Origin of the sequence: Bradyrhizobium sp. LVM 105 (genome assembly GCF_003957705.1) — a bacterium.
Lineage (GTDB): Bacteria > Pseudomonadota > Alphaproteobacteria > Rhizobiales > Xanthobacteraceae > Bradyrhizobium > Bradyrhizobium frederickii.
In genome coordinates this window covers 107,185-123,393 of the sequence record NZ_QZMV01000003.1, presented here as the reverse complement: position 1 = coordinate 123,393, position 16,209 = coordinate 107,185, and the positions used below count along the sequence as shown (strand labels likewise).

Genomic DNA, 16,209 nt, shown 5'->3' with positions numbered 1-16,209 from the left:
GTTATGAGGCGGCGAATCAGGTTCGCCGCTGCGGCATCTTAACGACCTCGGCCAGGATCTGCGCGATTTGCGCCCGCACCGGCTCAAGTCCGTGCGAGGTATCCACCACGAAATCGGCCCGCTTGCGCTTCTCGGCATCAGGCGTCTGCTTGGCGATGATGGCATCGAGCTTGGCTTCGTCCATCGTGCCCCGCGCCAGCACCCGCTCGCGCTGGAGTTCCGGCGAGGTCGACACCACGACCACGGCGTCGACCCGCTTCTCGCCGCCGGTCTCGAACAGCAGCGGGATGTCGAGCACCACGACCGGCGCCTTGGCTGCCTCGGCCTCGGCGAAGAATTTTTGCCGGGAGGCGCCGAGCATCGGATGCACGATCTGCTCGAGCTGCTTGATCGCGGCGGGATCATGCACGACGCGCGCCGACAGCTTTGACCTGTCCACCTTGCCGTTCACGGTGGTGCCGGGAAAGGCAGCCTCGATCGCGGGCGCTGCTTCGCCCTCATAGAGCTGATGCACCGCGGCATCGGCGTCGTAGACGGGCACACCGGCCTCCGCGAACAGTTTCGCGGTGGTGGATTTTCCCATCCCGATCGAGCCGGTCAGTCCCAGGATCCGCATCAGCGCGCAGCCATCTCCGTCAGTCACACCGCAACTAGCCGCTCACGCCGCAGGAACGCAAGAAGCGGCAGTAGCGGCAGGCCGAGAATGGTGAAATGGTCGCCCTCGATGCGCTCGAACAGATGAACGCCCAGCCCCTCGAGCTGATAGGCGCCGACGCTGGTCGTGACGGCGTCGCCGGCAGCGTCGAGATAGGCCGACAGCTCCGCCTCGGTCATCGCACGCATGGTCATGCGGGCGATCGAAACGTCTTCGAAAACAATCTTGCCGTCATGCGCCATAGCGATCGCGGAATTCAGCTCATGGCTGTTGCCGGCGAGGTCGCGCAATTGCGCCAATGCCTGGTCGCGGCCGGCGGGCTTGTTGAAGAGGCGGCTGCCAAGAGCCAGGGTCTGATCGGCGCCGATCACGTAGCTCCCGGGATGACGGGCGCAGACCGCCTTGGCCTTTTCGCGCGCGAGCTTTAGAGCGATCTCGCGCGGATTTGAAAGCTTCGAGGCGGCTTGAATACCGCGTTCGTCGATATCGGCGGTAACAGCCTTGAACTCCAGCCCGGCATTGGCCAGCAGCATTTTACGCGCGCTGCTCTGCGAGGCCAGGATCAACGAAGATTTACCGAGCCACAGCCTCATCGCGACACCTATTCGGAAGGCCGGTTGCGTTGGCGATCGCTGTAGAGCTTCATGATCGCTGCTGCGGTTTCCTCGATCGAGCGGCGCGTGACGTCCAGCAGCGGCCAATCGTGCTTGGCGCTGAGCTTGCGCGCAAACGCGACCTCCTCGGTGACCGATTGCTTGTCGGTGTAGGTTTCGCTGCCGGACTCCGCTCCCATCGAGAGCAGGCGGTTCTGACGAATCTGGATCAGGCGTTCCGGCGTCGCGTGCAGGCTGACGACCAGCGGCCGCGTCAGCGTCTCCAATTGCGAGGGCACCGGAATGCCTGGAACCAGCGGCACGTTGGCGGTGCGGATGCCGCGATTGGCGAGATAGATCGACGTCGGCGTTTTCGAAGTGCGGGAGACGCCAACCAGAACGACGTCGGCGTCGTTGAGGCCTTCGACATGCTGGCCGTCGTCGTGGATCATGGTGTAGTTCAGCGCGTCGATGCGCTTGAAATATTCCGCGTTGAGGACGTGCTGGGCGCCGACGCGGCCCGTGGTCGCAGCCCCGAGATAGGCTTCGAACAGCTGCATCACCGGGCCGATGATCGACAGGCTCGGAACGTTGATCTCCTTGCACTTGTCCTCGAGCCTGGAGACCAGATCCTTCTCCAGCAGCGTGAACAGCACGATTCCCGGGGCTTCCTCGATCTCGTCGAGCACGCGGTCCAGCTGCTTCTGGCTGCGCACCAGCGGATAGACATGCTCGACCGGCGTGACGTTGGCGTATTGGGCCGCAACCGCGCGCGCCACGGTGATCAGCGTTTCGCCGGTGGAGTCGGAGACGAGGTGCAGATGGAAATAATTGTTCGAGGTCGGCACAAAAACTCTTTGTATGAGGGCGGTGTGGATTGTGGATTTCTGTGGAGCTTAACCCCTCGGAAAGGGTTGCGCGACACCGGGGGCGGGACAAGTGCCAATTTTGTTCACACCGCTGCCCCTCAGAACAAGTTTGCCGCCCGGTCGGGCCGGAAACGGGATTGCGCGGACAACCGCCTTGATAAGCTGCCGACAGAATCGCGCAAGTCTTTGCAGCCGGCTGACTTATCGGAAGTCGGCAGACCTTATCGGGATATGTGGATGGATGTGAACAAGCGCGCGCGAACTCGCGGATGGAATTGCATGAGTCCAATCCACGGTCACATAGACTCAAACCTTAAGAATCTAAGATTCTAGATTTGAGGAAGGCGCTACGGACGGATATGTGTGCACGGTGAGACCTTAACGAGTTCTTACTATCCCCAGTTCCCGTCACTGCGCAGAAGGTCGGACCCGCGAAAATGTTCGAAGACGTCTATCTCTGGATCAAGGCGCTGCACGTGATCGCCGTCATCGCCTGGATGGCGGGCATGCTCTATCTGCCGCGACTGTTCGTCTATCATTCCGAGGCCGAGATCGGCTCGAAGCAGTCGGAAACGTTCAAGGTGATGGAACGCCGGCTCCTCAAGGCCATCATCAACCCTGCCATGATCATCACCTGGCTCGCCGGGCTCTATCTCGCCTGGTCCGGCCATTGGTTCTCATTCGGCTGGCTGCACGTAAAACTGGCATTGGTCCTGGCGATGTCTGCGGTCCACGGCTTTTTTTCCCGCTGGCTGAAGGATTTCGCCGCCGACCGGCGCCCGCGCACCCAGAAATTCTATCGCATTATCAATGAGGTGCCGACCGTTCTGATGATTTTCATCGTCATCATGGTGATCGTGAAGCCGTTCTAGGCAAGGCCCGTGACGATAAGCCCAGCGCTTCGGCTTGCGGAGCAGGAAGCGATTTTCTATATTGGCGACATCCCACCCAACGCAGGCGGATGTGGTTGTGTCTGAGCTTTCCAGAGGCCGGACACCGCATCAGGTTTGAAGCCTCACCGGCACTTAACCTTGCCAGACCTGCGGACCTTATCTTCTCACGTCCGCATTTCAGAGCCTCCTCGCACCCCCCTTCCAAGGTTACCCCACAGGACCACCCCAATGCGGGAAATTAAACTTCAGGACCTCAAGTCGAAGACGCCGGCCGAGCTCGTCTCGTTCGCGGAAGAGCATGGGGTCGAGAACGCCAGCACGATGCGCAAGCAGGAGCTGCTGTTCGCCATCCTCAAGCAACTTGCGCTCGCCGAAACCGACATCGTCGGCGAGGGCGTCGTCGAGGTTCTCTCCGACGGCTTCGGCTTTCTCCGTTCGCCCGATGCGAATTATCTGCCGGGGCCGGACGACATCTACGTTTCGCCGTCGCAGATCCGCCGTTTCGGCCTGCGCACCGGCGACACCATCGAAGGCCACATCCGCAGCCCGAAAGAGGGCGAGCGCTATTTCGCGCTGCTGAAGGTCAACACGCTCAATTTCGAGGACCCGGAAAAGGCCAAGCACAAGGTCAATTTCGACAACCTCACACCGCTGTTTCCGAATCAGCGTTTCCGCATGGAGATCGACGATCCGACGCGGAAAGACCTTTCTGCACGGGTGATCGACATCGTCGCTCCCATCGGCAAGGGCCAGCGCGCCTTGATCGTGGCGCCGCCGCGCACGGGTAAGACCGTGCTGATGCAGAACATCGCGCACTCGATCACGCACAATCATCCCGAGTGCTATCTGATCGTGCTGTTGATCGACGAGCGTCCGGAAGAAGTCACGGACATGCAGCGCTCGGTGAAGGGCGAGGTCGTGTCGTCGACCTTCGACGAGCCGGCGGTGCGCCACGTCCAGGTCGCCGAGATGGTGATCGAAAAAGCAAAGCGCCTGGTCGAGCATGGCCGCGACGTCGTGATCCTGCTCGATTCGATCACTCGTCTCGGCCGCGCCTACAACACCGTGGTGCCGTCCTCCGGCAAGGTGCTGACCGGCGGTGTCGACGCCAACGCGCTGCAGCGCCCGAAGCGCTTCTTCGGCGCCGCCCGCAATATCGAGGAGGGCGGCTCGCTGACCATCATCGCGACCGCGCTGGTTGATACCGGCAGCCGCATGGACGAAGTCATCTTCGAAGAATTCAAGGGCACCGGTAACTCGGAACTGATCCTGGACCGCAAGGTCTCGGACAAGCGCACCTTCCCGGCGATCGACATCTCGCGCTCCGGCACCCGCAAGGAGGAGCTCATCACCGATCCGCAGGTGCTCAAGAAGATGTACGTGCTCCGCCGCATCCTCAATCCGATGGGCACGATGGACGCGATCGACTTCCTGCTCGACAAGCTGCGCTCGACCAAGAGCAATTCGGAGTTCTTCGACTCCATGAATACCTGAGTGCGGTGCAGCATAAGCTGCTTAAGTTCAGAGGGCGCCTGCGGGCGCCCTTTTTATTGTGCAGGCTTGTTGCAGTGGATACGCTGCATGAAATGCGAGGTGAGGCCGAGGCGGCGGTCAACTTAATGTGTTGATTTCGCTACATAATAGGTGGCGGCCCGCTGCCCACGTGGATCGCCGCCAGGAATAATTGCAGCAAAATTCTCCGATATACTGCATTGCAACAAATAGGCTTGCTGCGGCAGACGGTGCAGCAAACCCTGCTGTCCGTCGCCCGAGCGGACATTGCCTTTTGGTCGGCAGCTGGACAAATAGGCCATGCATCCGCGAGACCAGACCATCTTTGCATTGTCGTCCGGTCGGGCCCCGAGCGCGATAGCTGTGGTGCGTGTGTCGGGCTCGCAGGCCGGCCCGGTGCTGACGACGCTTGCCGGCAAGCTGCCGGCACCACGGCTGGCCAGCCGCCGGCTGCTCCGTGACGGGGCGGGCCAGCCGATCGACGATGCGGTCGTGCTCTGGTTTCCAGGACCGGCCAGCGCGACCGGGGAGGACATCGCCGAATTTCACGTCCATGGCGGCCGCGCGGTGCTGGCGGCGCTCCTTGGCTCAATTTCGGTTATTCAGAATACACGCGCGGCCGAACCGGGTGAGTTCACGCGGCGGGCATTCGAGAACGGCAAGCTCGACCTCACGGAAGCCGAGGGTCTCGACGATCTCATTCACGCCGACACCGACCGGCAGCGGCGCCAGGCGCTGCGGCAGTTGCAGGGCCTGCTCGGCGACCGCGCGCGCGACTGGCGCGAGCGGATTATCGAGGCGTCGGCGCTGATCGAAGCCGGCATCGATTTCTCCGACGAGGGCGATGTACCGGCCGAATTGATGGCGCCGGCCGTCGAAGCGATCCAAGCGCTGCACGACGAAATTGCAAATGTCCTTGCGGCACAGGGACATTCCGAACGCCTGCGCGACGGGCTGGTGGTTGCGATCGCGGGCGAGCCGAATGTCGGCAAGTCGACGCTGATGAACCAGCTTGCACGCCGCGAGGTCGCGATCGTCTCGCCGCATGCCGGCACGACGCGCGACGTGATCGAGGTCCAGCTCGACCTCGACGGCTATCCCGTCACGATCATCGACACCGCCGGCATCCGCGAGACCGACGATCCGGTCGAGCAGGAGGGCGTGCGCCGGGCGCGGGCGCGGGCCGAGGATGCCGACCTGGTGTTGTGGCTGGTCGAGTCCGGGCAGGCCGTCGATCCCGAGACGATGCGGTTGCTTCGGAATTCCGGGATGGATGCGCAGCGATCCAGCGGCCCGGTCTGGATCATCCGCAACAAGATCGATCTGGGCAGGGCCGGGGGCGCTGCGGCGCGCGGCGAGTTTGCGATCTCGGCGCGGGAAGGCGACGGCATCCCCGATCTGGTCCAGGCCCTCGTCGAATTCGCGGCCGAGTTCTTCGGAGCCAGCGAGGGCGCCATGGTGACCCGGGCGCGCCAGCGCGAGCTGTTGAGCCGGGCCTTGGACAGCTTGCGCCGAAGCCTTGAGCTTGTAGAAGAGGGCGAGGAGCTGGCTGCCGAGGAATTGCGGGCCGCCGCTTATGCGCTCGGCCGGCTGCTGGGCCGGGTGGACGTCGAGGACGTCCTCGGGGCGATCTTCCAGAAGTTCTGCATCGGAAAGTAGATCTAGTTCTTCATTGTAGAACTAGGTCTTGTTCCATTTCTTGGTATTTCACGTGAAACAGTGAGTTCGTGTTTCACGTGAAACGGCTGGTTCCAAGAGCCGCGGACTAACGAGGTGCAGACTGCGGGACCGATCGCACGAGCCCTTTCTCCCTGACTTCCTACGGCACACATGTTTCACGTGAAACAGGAGCGGACGGCCGGTGGCTGCTCTCTTCTCTCCCCCATGTGCCCCGGACGCAGCGCAGCGTCTCTTCGACGGTGCGCTGCTGAGCCGGGGGCCCACGGTCGCAGGCGTTCGGAGCTCCTGGATCCCGGCTCTGCGCAGCAACGCGCGCGTTGCTGCTTGTCCGAGACACGAGCGAAAGAATCTGGAGTGCGTTCGCTGCGTGAGAGAAGGTGGATTGGCCCCCATCGGATCCGACCAAATGTGACCTCTTCGCTCAGTGCCGGCCGGCGGGATTACGCCGGTCCAACGCCCAGGACGGAAGATGGGCTAAAGTCACGCCGCCTGACCCACATCCGTGGCTGTCTGTCCCGAGGCCGCCGAGCTTGTTTCACGTGAAACACAGCCGGACTTGCGGTTTCTCCGCCTTCAAAACCACAGTCGCAACAATGCCCATTGTACTGTGCATGGGGTTGTTTTCGCGAAATCAGTTTCATCTCCCGTCGTTTCACGTGAAACAGGTTGCCTCCCAGTTTCCACTTCCGGCTTTCCCGCCTGTGAGCTAGAAGTCGGCCCATGCGAACCGAGCGAGAGAGCTTCGACGTCATCGTGATTGGCGGTGGCCACGCCGGCTGTGAAGCCGCGGCGGCGTCCGCCCGGATGGGCGCAAGGACCGTCCTGGTCACGCACCGTTTCTCGACCGTCGGCGCGATGTCCTGCAATCCCGCTATCGGCGGTCTCGGCAAGGGCCATCTGGTTCGGGAGGTCGATGCGCTCGACGGTCTGATGGGCCGGGTCGGCGATGCCGGCGGCATCCAGTTTCGCGTGCTCAATCGTCGCAAGGGTCCGGCTGTCCGTGGTCCCCGGGCTCAGGCCGATCGAAAGCTCTATGCCGCGGCGATGCAGGCCGCGATCCGCGAGACCGAGGGCCTTTCTGTCGTTGAAGGCGAGGCTGATGAACTGATCGTGGCCGAGGGCCGGGTCACGGGTCTGCGTCTGGCCGATGGCCGCGAGCTTCGGGCAGGGGCGGTGGTGGTCACCACCGGTACCTTCCTCCGCGGGCTCATTCATCTCGGCGAGCAGAATTGGCCCGCCGGCCGTGTCGGTGAGGCCCCGGCGATGGGCCTTTCCTCGTCGTTTGAACGTGCCGGCTTCACCTTGGGACGGCTCAAGACAGGCACCCCGCCGCGTCTGGACGGCACCACGATCGACTGGTCCGCGGTCGAGATGCAGCCCGGAGACGAGCCGCCGGAGCCATTCTCGGTGATGACCGAGCGGATCACGACCCCGCAGATCCAGTGCGGGATCACCCGCACCACCGCGGCAACCCACGAGGTGATCCGGGCCAATGTCCACCGCTCTCCGATGTACTCCGGCCAGATCAAGAGCTCCGGGCCGCGCTATTGCCCGTCGATCGAGGACAAGATCGTCCGCTTCGGCGACCGCGACGGCCACCAGATCTTCCTGGAGCCGGAAGGGCTCGACGACAGCACGGTCTATCCCAACGGCATCTCGACCTCGCTCCCCGAGGAGGTCCAGCTCGCGATCCTCGCCAGCATCCCTGGCCTGGAACGGGTGAAGATGGTCCGTCCGGGCTATGCCATCGAGTATGACCACATCGATCCCCGCGAGCTCGATCCGACCCTGCAGACCAAGCGTCTGCGCGGTCTGTTCCTGGCCGGGCAGATCAACGGCACCACCGGATACGAAGAGGCCGCCGGGCAGGGCATCGTCGCCGGCCTGAACGCGGCGCTTGCTGCGAGCGGGGCGGCACTGACGGTGTTCGACCGCGCCGACGGCTATCTCGGTGTGATGATCGACGATCTCGTCACCCGCGGGATCAGCGAGCCGTATCGGATGTTCACCTCGCGGGCCGAATATCGGCTTACGCTGCGGGCTGACAATGCGGATCAGCGTCTGACCGAGAAGGGCATCGCCTTGGGCTGCGTTGGAAGCGCCCGGACCTTGCACCACCGCGCCAAGATGGACGCCCTGAATGCGGCCCGGACGCTCTCGAAGTCGCTGACGATCACCCCAAACGAGGCCATCAAGCACGGATTGTCCCTGAACCGGGACGGCCAGCGCCGGTCGGCCTTCGAGTTGATGGCCTATCCGGACATCGGCTGGAGCCAAGTCCGGGCGATCTGGCCGGAGCTGGCGCGGATCGATCCCGTGATCGCGACCCATCTCGAGATCGACGCCAAGTACGATGTCTATCTCGAGCGGCAGAGTGCCGACGTCGAGGCCTTCCGGCGCGACGAAGGGATGGTGCTGTCGGAGGTCGATTACAGCCTTGTCCCCGGTCTCTCCAACGAAGTGCGGGCCAAGCTGGAGAAGGCGCGGCCGTTCACGGTCGGCCAGGCCGGCCGGATCGACGGCATGACACCGGCTGCGCTCGGCATCCTCGCGGCCTATCTCCGGCGTGAGGCACGGAAGAGCTCCAAGGCAATTGCATAAGGCAATCGCATAAGCCATCGCATAGGCGTTTCACGTGAAACAGCGCGGACCGGGCGGGGACAGACCGCTATCACGACGACCCGGAACAGGTGCCGGCGCGGGTCGGGACGACGCGCCGGCCAATCCGAAAATCGACAAAGCCCGCGCCAACGATCAGGCGCTGGATTCCGTCATCGCCGCCGACAAGGCCGCGGCACTGAAGCTCGCTCCCGTTTCACATGAAACGGAAGCGCGGCTCGACCGCTACATCGCGCTGCTGCGGGAGTGGCAGGCCAAGACCAATCTGGTTGCGCCCTCGACCTTGCCGCACCTTTGGACCCGGCACATCGCCGACTCGCTCCAGCTGGTCGATCTCGCGCCCACGGCAAGACGCTGGGCCGATCTCGGCAGCGGCGGCGGGTTTCCCGGCGTCGTCCTGGCCTGCACCATGGCGGGGATGCCGGGTGCCAGCGTCCATCTCGTCGAGCGGATCGCCAAGAAGGCGGCCTTCCTGCGCGAAGCAATTCGCATCACCTCATCGCCGGGAGTCGTACATCTCGCTGAGATCGGGGATAATGTGGATAGAATCACCGGCCCCGTCGATTGCGTGACCGCGCGTGCGTTGGCTCCGCTACACCAACTCATCGGCTTTGCGGAGCCGCTGATGCGCCAAGGCGCGACGGCGCTGTTTCTCAAGGGCCAAGATGTAGAGGCTGAATTGACCGAAGCCGCTAAATATTGGAATATTGAGCCTCGGCTGCACCAGAGCCGCACGGGTGACGGCTGGATCGTGGAGCTCAATGCCGCCGAACGGCGCAGCTGAGGCGCTCAGGGGTTGAGTGGGGAAATTTCGATGACCGTGATTGACGAGCCGCAGCAAGACAAGACGCAAGAACCGACCGCGGAGGTGCCGCATGGCCACCCGCGCATCCTGGCGCTGGCGAATCAAAAGGGCGGCGTGGGTAAAACAACCACAGCGATCAACTTGGGTACGGCGCTCGCGGCGATCGGCGAACGCGTCCTGATCGTCGATCTCGATCCCCAGGGCAACGCCTCGACCGGCCTCGGCATCGACCGCCGCAACCGCTCCTGCTCGACCTATGACGTGCTGGTCGGCGAAGCGGCCTTGCGCGAGGCCGTGGTCTCGACCGCGGTGCCGCGGCTGCATATCGCGCCCTCGACCATGGACCTCTCCGGTCTCGAGCTCGAGCTCGGCACCACGCCTGGCCGCGCCTTCAAGCTGCGCGACGCCATCGGCGCGCTCAACAACAACGTCTCGCCGGATGCCGACTACACCTATGTGCTGATCGACTGCCCGCCTTCGCTGAACCTGCTCACGGTGAACGCGATGGCTGCCTCCGACGCGATCCTGGTGCCGCTCCAGTGCGAGTTCTTCGCGCTGGAAGGTCTGTCGCAATTGCTGCAGACCGTGGAGCAGGTGCGCTCGACGCTGAATCCGAACCTGTCGATCCATGGCATCGTGCTGACCATGTTCGACTCCCGCAACAACCTCTCGAACCAGGTCGTCGCCGACGTCCGGCAGTTCATGGGCGAGAAGGTCTACAAGACGATGATCCCGCGCAACGTGCGCATCTCGGAGGCGCCGTCCTACGGCAAGCCGGTGCTGGTCTACGATCTCAAATGCGTCGGCAGCGAAGCTTACTTGCGGCTCGCCACCGAAGTGATCCAGCGCGAGCGCGAGCTGCGTACGACGCATTGAAGCGACGTTGATCCGTAGGATGGGTAGAGCGCAGCGAAACCCATCACCCAAAGCGCATACAGTGATGGGTTTCGCTGCGCTCTACCCATCCTACAACTTACGACAATTCAGTTCTGGAGTGCTGCACCGTGAATCCAAGGGAGCTGGCGATGGCCGATGAAGCGCGTTCGCGACTGGGCCGGGGACTTGCAAGCCTGATCGGCGACGTCGGCGGCGAGGCTCAGCATGTCGATCGTCCGCGCGCGCAGCGCAAGGTGCCGATCGAATTCATCAAGGCCAATCCGCGCAATCCGCGCCGCACCTTTTCGGACGCCGAGCTGAAGGAGCTCAGCGAGTCCATCAAGCAGCATGGCGTGATCCAGCCGATCGTGGTGCGTCCGGTGAAGGGCGCACAGGACCGCTACGAGATCATCGCCGGCGAGCGGCGCTGGCGCGCTTCGCAGATGGCCGGTCTGCACGAGGTGCCGATCGTCCCGGTCGACATCAGCGACAGCGATGCGCTGGAGTTCGCGATCGTCGAGAACGTGCAGCGCGAGGACCTCAACCCGATGGAAGAGGCGCAGGGCTATCACGCGCTCGCCAACGAGTTCAAACGCAGCCAGGACGACATCGCAAAGGTCGTCGGCAAGAGCCGCAGCCACGTCGCCAACATGATGCGGCTGACCAAGCTGCCGGCGGAGGTGCAGGCTTTCATCGCGACCGGCGAGCTGACGGCCGGTCACGCCCGCGCACTGATCGGCGTGCCGGATCCGCTCGCCGCCGCCAAGCGCATCGTCGAGGAGGGGCTCAATGTCCGCCAGGCCGAAGCGCTCGCGCATGAAGAGGGCGTGCCGGAGCGCAAGCCGCAAAAGGCGCGCGCGTCTGGAGGGAAGGAAAAGGACCCTGACACGATCGACCTGGAGAAGCGCGTCAGCGATGCGCTCGGCCTCAAGGTCACCGTCAATCACCGCGACCCCGGCGGCTCGGTCCAGATCAACTACCGCAACCTCGATCAGCTCGACGAGGTGATGAAGCGGCTGGCCAAGGGCGCGCTGTAGTTTCGTTGGCCGTTCCGGGCTCGCGACGCGAGACCCGGAATGTCGCGCAACATAACCAGTCTATCTCCCTCACCCTGAGGAGCCGCGAAGCGGCGTCTCGAAGGGCGAGGAGCCACAGACGGGCCTTCATCCTTCGAGACGCGCGCAGGAGCGCGCTCCTCAGGATGAGGAATTATCGTCGCCTCTGTGACGCGCATCTCTCGGCCACAACATCATTGCGAGGAGCGGTTGCGCCGAAGCAATCCAGAATCTTTCCGCGGCGAGACTCTGGATTGCTTCGCTTCGCTCGCAATGACGGGTGGAAAGAGTTGCGCTCGCAATGACGTGCAGAGGGCCGCGCTCAGCCCCGCCGCTTTGCGTTCGCGGCGATCGCCATCAGCGTGCGCTGGGCGATGGCGGCGGCGAGCATCGATTGCTTGCGGGTGTCGAGCGCCGCGGTCGCGAGCTGCTCGATGACGGCGGCGAGCTTCGCCACGCTGAAATTGCGCAGCGCGGTTTCGACCGCGGGCTTTCGTGAGAAATGCAGCCGCGGGAAGCCGCCATCGAGCACGGCGGAGGCGGGCTGGCCGTCGGCGATGGCGAGCGCGGATTTGTGCAGCCACGCAGCCTGGCGCTGCGCGGCGGAGATGATCACGCCGGGATAGGTGCCCGCGATCATGGCTTTTGCGAACTCGGTCTCGACGATGTCGGGCCGCCCGGCGAAGGCGCCGTCGACGATCGGGTCGAGCTTCAGCTCGGAGGCGTCCGCAACCACGGCCATCACGTCGTCCAGCGTGACCTCGCCTTTGCCGTGGGCGTAGAGCGTCAGCTTGCGCAGCTCGTTGCGCGAGGCCTGGCGGTCGCCGCCGAGGAACGACATCAGCGCCGCGCGGGCGTCCTGCGCGATACGCAGGTTGGCGATACGCAGCTCGTCGTCCATCAGCCTGGCGAGATCGCGCTCGGTGTCGGGATAGCAGCCGATCGCCACAGCCGTCTTGGCGCGCTCGCAGGCCTTGCGCAGCGGCGATTCCGGGCGGAGCTCGCCGGCCTCGATCACGATGCGGCAATCCTTCACGTTCATCTCGGCCAGCGTCTCGATTCCGCCGGCAAAGCTGCGCGAGCCGGCGCGAACGCGAATGGCGCGGCGGCCGCCGAACAGCGGCACCGTCATCGCCTCGTCGACGAGGCGCGAGGGTTCGCCGGAAAGCTCGTCGCCGTCGAGCCTGACCAGGGAGAACGGATCGTTGGGGTCATCGACGCTGGAAGCGATCAACGCATCGGCGCGCTCGCGCACGAGGCCGGCATCGGGACCGTAGAGCAGGATGATCGGACGGCCCGCATCGGGGCGGGCGAGGAAGCTGTCGATCTCTTTTCCGCGCAGCGCGACCATCGGGCCCCATCGTCATTCCGGGGCGCGCAGCGCGCGAACCCGGAATCCGGATATTTTGGATCGAGATTCTCAGGTGCGCAATTGCGCACCATAGTTCGCCCAGCGGGCGCCCCTGGGAGTGTTTACGTCCCCGCGGTAAAGAACGAGGCGAGCCGGGTCGTGATGTTCTCGGCAATCTCGTTGGCGGCACGGTCCTCCGCATCGCGCACGGCGCGGGTGCGGGAGAAGCGCTGATAGGATCCCGGCATGTCGTAGGACACGCGCGAGAAAGTCGAGCCGGTCATGACGGACTTGCCGGTCACCACGTCGATCAGATTGTATTGGGCGTCGATGCCGAGATTTTCGCTGGTCGGCAGTCCCGTCGCGGTGCTGACGATCAGTGAGGAGCGGCTGGAGGTGAAGCGGATGTCCAGCCGGTGGGTCGGCGGCATGCCCGTCGCCGAGCCGTAAAGTTTGAAAGCAAGCGCGTTGCGGATCTCGACGCCGACGCGGGCCTCGCGGGAGGCATTGGGCTTGCTGATCGGGGGCAGCTCGACGCCCATCAGCTTCTCGCGCAGGCCGGGAGTGCCGTCGTTTCGTTCGGCATACATCGGCTGGAAGCAGCCGGCCGTCAACGCGGCCAGGGCGGCGACCGCCAGCAAGCGGGCTGCGATGCGGATCCTAGCCGACAACATTTACGATCCTCTTGGGGACGATGATCACCTTGCGGACGGGCTTGCCGTCCAGCGCCAGCTTTACCGCATCGAGTGCCAAAACGGCAGCCTCGATTTCCGGATTCTGGGCCGCTGTTGCAACTGTGACCTCACCCCGCTTCTTGCCATTGACCTGGACCACCAGGGTCACGCTGTCTTCAACCAGCAAATCGCGTTCGATTTGGGGCCAATTGGCCTCGGAAACCAGCCCGCTCTGGCCCAGAACCTGCCAGCACTCCTCGGCGAGGTGCGGCATCATCGGGGAGAACAGCTGCACCAGGATCTGGCCGGCTTCCCGGATCGCCCAGGCCAGGTCAGCGGACGGCTGGCCGGGGCGCTGCAGGATCTCCGAGAAGCTATTGGTGAATTCGCGGATATGGGCGAGGCAGACGTTGAAGTGCAGCCGCTCGATCCCGGTAGTCACCTTGTCCAGCGCACCATGGGCGGCCTTGCGCAAGAGGGTGGCATCCGGGCCGAAGCTGGCCGGCCGGGCCGTCGGCGCGCCCTTGCCGAGCTCGACGGAATCGTTCACCAGCCGCCACAGTCGCTGCACGAAGCGCGAGGCGCCCTGGACGCGCTCGTCGCTCCAGATCACGTCGCGATCGGGCGGGGAGTCCGACAGCATGAACCAGCGGGCGACGTCGGCGCCGTAGGTCTCGATGATGTCGTCGGGGTCGACCGTGTTCTTCTTCGACTTCGACATCTTCTCGATCGGGCCGATCGTGATGTCCTCGCCTGTGCCGAGCAGCGTCGCGCGGCGCCCATTGCCGCCAACCTCGACCTTCACGTCGGCCGGCTGCACATAGGTACCGTCGGCCTTCTGGTAGGTTTCGTGCACCACCATGCCTTGCGTGAACATGCCGGCGAACGGCTCGTCCAGCGCGATGTGCCCGGTCGCTTTCATGGCGCGGGTGAAGAAGCGGCTGTAGAGCAGATGCAGGATGGCGTGCTCGACGCCGCCGATATACTGGTCGACCGGGAGCATTCGGTTGGCGACCGCGGGCGTGGTCGGCGCGTTCTCGTTCCAGGGATCGGTGAAGCGCGCAAAATACCAGGACGAATCCACGAAGGTGTCCATGGTGTCGGTTTCGCGCTGGGCCTTGCCGCCGCATTTGGGGCAGGTGACGTGCTTCCAGGTCGGATGATGGTCGAGCGCGTTGCCCGGCCGGTCGAAGGTCGCGTCGTCGGGCAGCTTCACCGGCAGGTCGGCATCCGGTACCGGCACCACGTCGCATTTCGGGCAATGGATGACGGGAATCGGGCAGCCCCAATAGCGCTGCCGCGAAATGCCCCAGTCGCGCAGGCGGAAATTGACCTGCCGCTCGCCGACCGGCGCGTTGCCGCGCAGCTCGGTCTCGAGGCGCTTCGCCACCTCGTCCTTGGCCTGCTCGATGGTCATGCCGTCGAGGAAGCGCGAATTGATCATGCGGCCGTCGCCGTCATAGGCGGTGTCGGTGATGACGAACGACTTCGGGTCCTGGCCCTCCGGACAAACCACGGGCGTGTTGCCGAGACCGTACTTGTTGACGAAGTCGAGGTCGCGCTGGTCGTGCGCGGGGCAGCCGAAGATCGCGCCGGTGCCGTATTCCATCAGCACGAAATTGGCGACATAGACCGGCAGCTTCCAGGAGGGATCGAACGGATGCACCGCGCGGATGCCGGTGTCGAAGCCCTGCTTCTCCGCGGTGTCGATGATCTCCTGCGCGGTGCCGATCTTCTTGATCTCGGCAATGAACGCGGCAAGCTCGGGGTTCTTCGCGGCCGCGGCCTGTGCCAGCGGATGATCGGCCGAGATCGCCATGAATTTCGCGCCGAACAGCGTGTCCGGGCGCGTCGTGAAGATCTTCAGCTCGCTCTCGCCGGCCGGCGTCGTCGCCGCATCCAGCGCGAAGCGGATCAGCAGGCCTTCGGAGCGGCCGATCCAGTTGCGCTGCATCAGCCGCACCTTGTCCGGCCAGCGGTCCAGGGTATCCAGCGCCGACAACAGCTCCTGCGAGTACTTCGTGATCTTGAAGACCCACTGATTCATCTCGCGCTGCTCGACGACAGCGCCCGAACGCCAGCCGCGGCCGTCGATCACCTGCTCGTTGGCGAGCACGGTCATGTCAACGGGATCCCAGTTCACCTTGCGCTTCTCGCGCTCGGCGAGGCCTTCGCGCAGGAAGTCCAGGAACATCTTCTGCTGATGCTTGTAATAGGAGGGATCGCAGGTCGCGATCTCTCTGGACCAGTCCAGCGACAGCCCGATCGAGCGGAGCTGCTTCTTCATCGCGGCGATGTTGTCGTAGGTCCAGGCCTTGGGCGCGACCTTGCGCTCGATCGCGGCATTCTCGGCCGGCAGTCCGAAGGCGTCCCACCCCATCGGGTGCAGCACGTTGAACCCCTTGGCGCGCATGAAGCGGGCCAGCACGTCGCCGAGCGTGTAATTCCGGACATGGCCGATATGGATGCGCCCGGACGGGTAGGGGAACATCTCGAGCACATAATATTTCGGCCGCGAATCATCGTTCCTGGAGACGAAGATCGCCTGCTCGTCCCAGAGGCGTTGCCAGCGCGGTTCGGCGTCGCGGGCGTTATAGCGTTCGGAGGTCATGGAATCGTTGGGGTTT

The 16,209-nt window shown here is 64.1% G+C and carries 13 protein-coding genes; 7 read left to right on the top strand and 6 right to left on the bottom strand.

Annotated features, from left to right (window positions below; all coding sequences use genetic code 11):
* Positions 1 to 16: 16 nt before the first annotated feature.
* The 3 genes from coaE to D6B98_RS10160 are packed head-to-tail and all read right to left on the bottom strand — an operon-like array spanning position 17 to position 2,096.
* Positions 17 to 616 carry a dephospho-CoA kinase gene (gene coaE, locus D6B98_RS10170; RefSeq protein ID WP_126257272.1) on the bottom strand — a complete coding sequence of 200 codons (600 nt, stop codon included), beginning with the start codon at positions 614 to 616 and terminating at the stop codon, positions 17 to 19.
* A gap of 23 nt (positions 617 to 639) precedes the next feature.
* Complete coding sequence (locus D6B98_RS10165) at positions 640 to 1,248, bottom strand: Maf family nucleotide pyrophosphatase (RefSeq protein WP_126256875.1); 609 nt, start codon at positions 1,246 to 1,248, stop codon at positions 640 to 642.
* An 8-nt stretch (positions 1,249 to 1,256) separates the two neighbouring features.
* Positions 1,257 to 2,096 (bottom strand): pyruvate, water dikinase regulatory protein, encoded by an 840-nt coding sequence (locus D6B98_RS10160; protein WP_126256874.1) that lies wholly within the window; start codon positions 2,094 to 2,096, stop codon positions 1,257 to 1,259.
* Between the two features lie 458 nt (positions 2,097 to 2,554).
* On the opposite strand from D6B98_RS10160, the gene hemJ reads away from it, so the two are divergent.
* The 7 genes from hemJ to D6B98_RS10120 all read left to right on the top strand — a co-directional run bounded on the left by hemJ (position 2,555) and on the right by D6B98_RS10120 (position 11,539).
* Positions 2,555 to 2,989 carry a protoporphyrinogen oxidase HemJ gene (gene hemJ, locus D6B98_RS10150; RefSeq protein ID WP_126256873.1) on the top strand — a complete coding sequence of 145 codons (435 nt, stop codon included), beginning with the start codon at positions 2,555 to 2,557 and terminating at the stop codon, positions 2,987 to 2,989.
* A gap of 249 nt (positions 2,990 to 3,238) precedes the next feature.
* On the top strand, positions 3,239 to 4,504 hold the full coding sequence (gene rho, locus D6B98_RS10145) for a transcription termination factor Rho (RefSeq protein ID WP_028133442.1): 1,266 nt from the start codon (positions 3,239 to 3,241) through the stop codon (positions 4,502 to 4,504).
* A 318-nt stretch (positions 4,505 to 4,822) separates the two neighbouring features.
* The gene (gene mnmE / locus D6B98_RS10140) at positions 4,823 to 6,181 is read left to right on the top strand and encodes a tRNA uridine-5-carboxymethylaminomethyl(34) synthesis GTPase MnmE (RefSeq protein ID WP_126256872.1); all 1,359 of its coding nucleotides are present in this window, start codon (positions 4,823 to 4,825) and stop codon (positions 6,179 to 6,181) included.
* A 741-nt stretch (positions 6,182 to 6,922) separates the two neighbouring features.
* Positions 6,923 to 8,803, top strand: a complete 1,881-nt coding sequence (gene mnmG / locus D6B98_RS10135) for a tRNA uridine-5-carboxymethylaminomethyl(34) synthesis enzyme MnmG (RefSeq protein ID WP_126256871.1) — start codon at positions 6,923 to 6,925, stop codon at positions 8,801 to 8,803.
* Between the two features lie 160 nt (positions 8,804 to 8,963).
* The gene (gene rsmG, locus D6B98_RS10130; RefSeq protein ID WP_245481337.1) at positions 8,964 to 9,605 is read left to right on the top strand and encodes a 16S rRNA (guanine(527)-N(7))-methyltransferase RsmG; all 642 of its coding nucleotides are present in this window, start codon (positions 8,964 to 8,966) and stop codon (positions 9,603 to 9,605) included.
* 30 nt (positions 9,606 to 9,635) lie between these two features.
* Positions 9,636 to 10,502 (top strand): ParA family protein, encoded by an 867-nt coding sequence (locus D6B98_RS10125; protein ID WP_028133438.1) that lies wholly within the window; start codon positions 9,636 to 9,638, stop codon positions 10,500 to 10,502.
* A 149-nt stretch (positions 10,503 to 10,651) separates the two neighbouring features.
* The gene (locus D6B98_RS10120; RefSeq protein ID WP_164718507.1) at positions 10,652 to 11,539 is read left to right on the top strand and encodes a ParB/RepB/Spo0J family partition protein; all 888 of its coding nucleotides are present in this window, start codon (positions 10,652 to 10,654) and stop codon (positions 11,537 to 11,539) included.
* 340 nt (positions 11,540 to 11,879) lie between these two features.
* On the opposite strand, the gene holA is transcribed toward D6B98_RS10120, so the two are convergent.
* From holA to leuS, 3 genes are all read right to left on the bottom strand, one after another.
* Entirely contained in the window at positions 11,880 to 12,908 is a 1,029-nt protein-coding gene (gene holA / locus D6B98_RS10110; protein WP_126256868.1) for a DNA polymerase III subunit delta, read from the bottom strand.
* 122 nt (positions 12,909 to 13,030) lie between these two features.
* Positions 13,031 to 13,582: an LPS assembly lipoprotein LptE gene (lptE, locus tag D6B98_RS10105; protein WP_126256867.1), complete on the bottom strand. Its 552-nt coding sequence runs from the start codon at positions 13,580 to 13,582 to the stop codon at positions 13,031 to 13,033.
* Positions 13,569 to 16,193 carry a leucine--tRNA ligase gene (gene leuS, locus D6B98_RS10100; protein WP_126256866.1) on the bottom strand — a complete coding sequence of 875 codons (2,625 nt, stop codon included), beginning with the start codon at positions 16,191 to 16,193 and terminating at the stop codon, positions 13,569 to 13,571. Before leuS ends, lptE begins: the two co-directional genes overlap by 14 nt.
* Positions 16,194 to 16,209: the final 16 nt, after the last annotated feature.